This is a genomic window from Geodermatophilus chilensis, assembly GCF_002802985.1.
Classification (GTDB): domain Bacteria; phylum Actinomycetota; class Actinomycetes; order Mycobacteriales; family Geodermatophilaceae; genus Geodermatophilus; species Geodermatophilus chilensis.
On the sequence record NZ_NVPT01000068.1, the window covers coordinates 22,228 to 28,429 of the forward strand.

The 6,202-nt window shown below is 72.7% G+C and carries 6 protein-coding genes; 2 read left to right on the forward strand and 4 right to left on the reverse strand.

Going from position 1 to position 6,202, the window contains the following annotated elements; genetic code table 11:
- Window positions 1-741: an IclR family transcriptional regulator gene (locus tag CNO22_RS13145; RefSeq protein WP_100499798.1), complete on the reverse strand. Its 741-nt coding sequence runs from the start codon at window positions 739-741 to the stop codon at window positions 1-3.
- Between the two features lie 136 nt (window positions 742-877).
- On the opposite strand from CNO22_RS13145, the gene CNO22_RS13150 reads away from it, so the two are divergent.
- On the forward strand, window positions 878-2,821 hold the full coding sequence (locus CNO22_RS13150) for an FAD-binding monooxygenase (RefSeq protein WP_100499799.1): 1,944 nt from the start codon (window positions 878-880) through the stop codon (window positions 2,819-2,821).
- 85 nt (window positions 2,822-2,906) lie between these two features.
- Here CNO22_RS13150 and CNO22_RS13155 read toward each other — a convergent pair whose 3' ends face one another.
- From CNO22_RS13155 to CNO22_RS13165, 3 genes are all read right to left on the reverse strand, one after another.
- Window positions 2,907-3,086 carry a hypothetical protein gene (locus CNO22_RS13155; protein ID WP_100499800.1) on the reverse strand — a complete coding sequence of 60 codons (180 nt, stop codon included), beginning with the start codon at window positions 3,084-3,086 and terminating at the stop codon, window positions 2,907-2,909.
- Window positions 3,087-3,342: 256 nt separating this feature from the next.
- A complete protein-coding gene (locus CNO22_RS13160) occupies window positions 3,343-4,347 on the reverse strand; it encodes an ion channel (protein ID WP_100499801.1) in 1,005 nt (334 codons plus the stop codon).
- A 1-nt stretch (window position 4,348) separates the two neighbouring features.
- Window positions 4,349-5,122, reverse strand: coding sequence for a hypothetical protein (locus tag CNO22_RS13165; RefSeq protein ID WP_198588303.1), 774 nt, complete (start codon window positions 5,120-5,122; stop codon window positions 4,349-4,351).
- Window positions 5,123-5,576: 454 nt separating this feature from the next.
- Between CNO22_RS13165 and CNO22_RS13170 the strand changes: the two genes are divergently transcribed.
- Window positions 5,577-5,984 carry a four-helix bundle copper-binding protein gene (locus tag CNO22_RS13170; RefSeq protein WP_100499802.1) on the forward strand — a complete coding sequence of 136 codons (408 nt, stop codon included), beginning with the start codon at window positions 5,577-5,579 and terminating at the stop codon, window positions 5,982-5,984.
- The last annotated feature ends 218 nt before the right edge of the window (window positions 5,985-6,202 follow it).

A 6,202-nucleotide genomic window follows, 5' to 3' on the forward strand; every position in this document is an offset into this window, starting at 1 on the left:
TCAGCGGCCGGTCAGGTCACCGCTGATCCGCTCCGCCGCCGCGCGGAGCGCCGCGCCCCAGGCCGGCAGCCGCTCCCGGGAGTACCGGGCCGTGGGCAGGGCGAGGGAGATCGCCGCGCGCGGCGAGCCGGGGACGGCGGGGACGGCCGCCCCGACCGCGGTGAGCCCGGCCTCGGTCTCCTGGTCGTTGACCGCGAACCCGCGCCGGCGGACCAGGCGCAGCTCTCGCCGGAGCCCGCCGGCCACCGCCTCGTCCACGTCGCCGAGCGCGGCGACCAGGTCCTCCGGAGGGAGGTCGGCCAACACCGCCCTGCCGCCCGAGCTGAGGTGCGCTGGCAGCGTCCGGCCGGTCCGGTCGCCCACCCGCAGCACGTGGTCGCACTCCACCGTGGCGAGGAAACGGACGTCCGACCCGGTCAGCACCATCAGGTTGGCAGTCTCCCTGATCTCGTCGACCAGGCGGCGCAACTGCGGCAGCGCTGCTCCCCGCAGCCTGACCACGGGCTCCGGCGGTAGCGCCTGGCCCTTCATCAGCCAGCCGGGCCCGTAGCGCCGGTCCGCGAGCTGCTCGGCGAAGTCCCGGTAGACGAGCATCCCCAGCAGCCGGTGCGCGGTCGACACCGAGACGCCGAGCCGCTCGGCGGCGTCGGTGACCCGCATGGGCCCCTCCTGCTGCAGGAGCGTCGCCAGGAGGAGCGCCGAGTCGACCGAGGCGATCGCATACGGGGGCCTGTTCCTCACAGCAGAAAAGGCTATCCCCTTCTGCAGAAGGCAGAGACCGTGATAACCCGACACCGCCGGACGGTCGGCAGGGCCCGGGCAGGGACCGCGCCGCGACCGCGAGCACACCCCGGCGCACGAGGAAGGGGTCTGGACGATGCAGTTCCACCTCAACGGGTACCGGTCCGGTGACCCGTCCATCGAGCCTCCGCACCCGTCCGTCGCCACGCGGCCGGACGGCGTCCCCGAGCAGGTCGACGTCCTGATCGTCGGCTGCGGCCCGGCCGGTCTGGTCCTGGCCGCCCAGCTGGCGCGCTTCCCGGACATCACCACCGCGATCGTCGACCGCCGGGACGGGCCGCTCGAGGTCGGGCAGGCCGACGGGGTCGCCTGCCGCACCGTGGAGGTGTTCGAGGCGTTCGGGCTGGCCGACCGCCTGGTCGGCGAGGCCTACTGGGTCAACGAGGTCACGTTCTGGCGGCCGGACCCCGCCGACCGCTCCAGGATCACGCGGACCGGGCGGGTCCAGGACACCGAGGACGGCCTGTCGGAGTTCCCGCACGTCATCGTCAACCAGGCACGGATGCTCGCCTACCTGCGCGACTCCATGGAGCGGTCGGCCAGCAGGCTGCGGCCCTCCTACGGCCTGCACGCCGGTGACCTGCGCGTGGACACCAGCGGCTCGACCGACCACCCGGTGACGGTCACCCTCCGGCACGTCCGGGACTCCCAGGAGACCGGCGAGACCTCGACGGTCCGGGCGAGGTGCGTCGTCGGCTGCGACGGCGCCCGCAGCGGGGTGCGCAGCGCCATCGGCCGCGAGCTCGTGGGTGACCCCATGGACCAGTCCTGGGGCGTCATGGACGTCCTGGCCGTCACCGACTTCCCGGACATCCGGCTCAAGTGCGCCATCCACTCGGCCAACCAGGGCAACCTGCTCATCATCCCGCGCGAGGGCGGGTACCTGGTCCGGCTCTACATCGAGCTGGACGCGGTCCACGACCGCGAGATGCTGGAGGGCCGGAGCGTCACCCCGGAGAAGCTGGCCGCGGTCGCCAACCGCGTCCTGCACCCGTACACCCTCGACGTGCAGGACGTCGGCTGGTGGTCGGTGTACGAGATCGGCCAGCGGCTCTGCGAGAAGTTCGACGACGTACCGGCCGACGAGACGGCCACCCGCACCCCCCGGGTCTTCATCGCCGGTGACGCCTGCCACACCCACAGCGCCAAGGCCGGCCAGGGCATGAACGTCTCCATGGCCGACGCCTGGAACCTCGGCTGGAAGCTCGCCGCCGTCCTGCGCGGGACCGCCCGGCCGGAGCTACTGCACACCTACTCCGAGGAACGACAGGCGGTCGCCCAGGAGCTCACCGACTTCGACCGCGAGTTCGCCCGGATGTTCAGTGCCCCGCCGAAGGAGTCCGCGGACGACGACGGGCACGGTGTCGACCCGGAGGAGTTCCAGCGGTACTTCGTCCAGCAGGGCCGCTTCACCGCGGGCGTGGCCACGCGGTACGCGCCGTCGGCGATCACCGCCGAGGCGACGCACCAGCACCTCGCCGAGGGGTTCCCGGTCGGGATGCGCTTCCACTCCGCCCCCGTCGTCCGCTTGGCCGACGCCAAGCCCGTGCAGCTCGGCCACGTCGCCCGCGCGGACGGCGCCTGGCGCCTGTACCTGTTCGCCGACCGCGACGACCCGGCCGGCCCGGACTCGCGGGTACGGCAGCTGTGCGACGTCCTGACCTCGGAGCAGTCACCGCTCGTGCGGTTCACCCCGCCCGGCGCCGACCCGGACTCGGTCATCGACGTCCGCGCCGTCTTCCAGCAGGGGCACCGCGACCTGACCGTCGACGCGCTGCCCCCGGTGCTGCTCCCCAGGAAGGGCCGGTTCGGCCTCGTCGACTACGAGAAGGCGTACTGCCCCGACCCTCGGGCCGGTGACGTCTTCCACCTGCGCGGGATCGACCGGGACCAGGGGTGCATGGTCGTCGTCCGCCCGGACCAGTACGTCTCCCACGTGCTCCCCCTGGACGGACACCAGGCACTGGATGACTTCCTGTCGGGGATCCTGACCGACGCCCGGTGGTCCACCGGGTCCTGACGGGCACGGCAGGGTCGTCGGGCCGCGCCCAGCAGGCAGGCGGAGACCGCGGACACCATGGCCGTCGACCTCGCGGTGCCGCCGGTCAGAGGATGCGCATCCGGATGTGCACATCCGCGGGGGAGGTGTGGGTCATGGCGGTGACGAGGTCGACGGCCATCTCCTCGACGTCGTCGACGCTGTCGGCCTGAGTGGTGCCGACACCCGGGACGTCGATCACCCAGTGGTCGCCCTCGCAGATGGCGGTCGCGGTGTACTCAGCCATCCGTCCTCCAGGTCAGGTCCTCGGCCGGGTGTCGCTCCGCCCCCGGACGACGCCGGTGGTCGGGGGGCAGTCGCGCGTCGTCCCCATGTGTCGGTGCGGACGGCTCACCCGACGATCCTGGCTCCCTCCGGTCCTCGCGGGAAGGCGCCGACGTCGGGCCCTGTCGTGACAGCCGAGGACAGGGGATGGGAAGTCCCCACCCCGCCTCCATCACGGACATGACACATCGGGGTGGAGCCACCATCCGCCCGCGGCGTCAGGACGGCGGCCAGGACCACCCGGCTTCGTGGACGAGCTGCTGCAGGCGACGCCGGCGCCCGGCCTCGGCGTCGAGCCACTCCCTGCCGAGCGCGTCCTGGCGCAAGGGCACCCCGGCGCGGCGCAGCGGCTCCACGGACGGCGTCGGCGGCGGGGCGTCCTCCGACGGTGGAGCAGACGTTCCACCCACCGTCCGGATGTACCGGGCGATCGCGCGACGAGCGGGTTCGACCGCGGCCTGCTCCGGTGCCACGGCCGGGTCCACCGCGGCGGCCAACAGGAACAGGGCGTCGTCGAGGACGGCGATCGCCACCGGTGCCGACTCGTCCGGGACGGCGCTGCGGAAGTAGTGCAGCACCGGGTAGGCGAAGTGCTGCTGCGCGACGGTCGCGAGCGGACCGGCCAGGCCGACCAGGTGCTGGGTGAACGCCGGGGCGAAGGAGGCCCCCGTCCATCCCCGGACGACCACCTCTGCCGCGGTCGAGCCCAGCGCGGTGATCTGGGTGGCGAGCGCCCGGCGGCTGACCACGGCGGAGACCACCGACAGCAGGTAGGTGATCGCCAGCGTGACGAGTGCCAGGCCGCCGAAGCCGGCGACGGACGTCATGACGCGCCAGACCGGGGAGTCGGCGACGAAGTCCCCCACGCCGAGGGTGGAGACGGCGAAGCCCGCGTAGTAGGCGACGTCCGCGGCGGAGGCGGGAGCCCCGGTCTCCGCGGACTCGACCGAACCGCTACCCAGGAAGACCAGCCACCAGCCGACCCAGGTGGCCAGGACCCAGATCAGCACGGTCAGCACGAGGAGCGCCGGCCCCACGTCGGAGAGCAGTCTCGACCGGCTTCCTCGCGGCCTGAGCCGCAGAGCCCGGCCCCAGAGCGACGCGAGGAGCCGACGGGTCAGCCAGCCGGCTCCCTCTCCCATGGTGAGCGTGGTGGCCAGGACGTCCAGGAAGACCCCGAGGACCAGCGCCGCGCCGACCGCGACGGCCGCCGCATCGAGCACCTCACTCCCCCACCGCGGTCACCAGGGCCAGGAGAGCGGCGTAGAGAGCCAGTCCGGCGAGGAACCAGCGGTAGCTCGAGCGCCCCGTGGAGGGCAGCTCCTCCTTGAAGACGTTGAGCAGGATCGATCCGCCCAGCAGGGCCGTCAGGAGCGCCACGACGACCGTGCTCGTCGGCGCGAACAGCGCGTCCAGGACCCATCCGGCCAGGAGCGCGAGGGTCAGCAGGACCCGTCCGCTGCGCGGGAACCGTCGCGGGTAGTGCTCCTCGAGGGACCGGTCGGTGAGCACGAAGTGCAGACCCATCGCGATGGCGAAGAGGACGGCGAAGGCCACGCCGGTCCGCAGGCGCAGGGCCATCGTGTAGGTGATCAGGCCGTTGTAGACCATGAACGAGCCGAGGTGGAGCCAGTAGACCCCGGCCGGCTCCCGCCCACCCGCGCTGTGTGCGGTGTGCAGTCGGGCCAGTCGTTCCAGTCCGTAGAAGGCGGCGAACCCGGCGAGCGCGACGAGGAAGATCGCGAGATCGAGCAGCGGCGTCAGCTCGACGACGTCCCTGAGTGCCTCGCCGATCGCCTCGTTGCCCTCCGCCAGCTCGGGCAGCAGGTGCAGGAAGACGTATGCCACCGCCAGCCCCCCGGCGAAGGAGCCGGTGACGTCCTCGGGGACGAAGGGCAGCCGACGGATCCGTGGGGCGGCCAGGTGCAGAGCGGCCAGCAGCAGGCTGACGACCAGAGCCCCCAGGAGGGACTGCGTCGCTGTGAGTCCTGCGTCCACCCGCTGCCTCCCGTCGCCGCGTTCGCCGACACCTGCCGTTCCCCCGGTGTCGATGGGCATGCGAGGGGCACGTGACGACCTCGTGACACTCCGCGTGGTCCTGTGGCCGGAGTCTCCGTCCACGCCCTCAGGGTGCTGCGCACGGTGCGGACGGAGGAGTCGGCCGGGCCGGCGATCATCGCGCGGCCGTCCGTCACCGTGGGCCGACTGCACCCGACGGTCGACGTCGTCCTCGGTCAGCCCGTCAGCGAGGTGCGGTCTCCCTCCGCACGTGCCCGGCCCTCTTCGTGGCCGGCCTCGTGCGCGCTGCCCGCGCGGACACCTGCAGCGCAGCCGGGCCCATGACAGTTCCGTGACACCGCCCGGGCCGGCGCCGAGCCGGGGTAGGTGCGGGACGTCGGTGCTCGTCGCGGATGCCGTCCCGGCCCGTCCGCCACCGACACGAGGAGAACCCGTGACCGTTGCCGGACAGATGCTCGAGACCTATCCGAAGGACCTCGGCGGCGTCGACCGCCAGAAGCTGCAGGCGTGCATCGAGGCCTGTTTCGAGTGCGCCCAGGCCTGTACCGCGTGCGCCGACGCCTGCCTGAGCGAGGACATGGTCGCCGAGCTCACGAAGTGCATCCGCAGCAACCTGGACTGCGCCGACGTCTGTGCGGTCACCGGCCGGGTGCTCTCCCGCCACACCGGCTACGACGCGAACCTCACCCGCGCGGTCCTGGAGGCGTGCGCCGCCGCCTGCAGGGCGTGCGGTGACGAGTGCGCCGACCACGCGGAGATGCACGAGCACTGCCGGATCTGCGCCGAGTCGTGCCGTCGCTGCGAGCAGGCCTGCCGCGACCTCATCGCCGCTCTGGGCTGAGCGGGGCTCGGGCCGGAGCGCTCGTCCACCGGCATGGGACGGCCGGCTGCCACGGGCAGCCGGCCGCCCCATGCCCACCCGTTGCGCCCTGGCCCTTTTACACATCTGACGCTGCCGACGACTGCTCACGTGTGAGTCCCGGGTGGACTCCTATGACTAACACAGAGCCCACGACATACTCGACCGACAGGTGTGCTCGGACGTGCATATGCACCCTC

Bases quoted from the DNA above. Each gene is read 5' to 3' on its own strand.
- CNO22_RS13150 (WP_100499799.1), top strand. From the start codon at position 878: ATGCAGTTCCACCTCAACGGGTACCGGTCCGGTGACCCGTCCATCGAG.
- CNO22_RS13155 (WP_100499800.1), bottom strand. From the start codon at position 3,086: ATGGCTGAGTACACCGCGACCGCCATCTGCGAGGGCGACCACTGGGTG.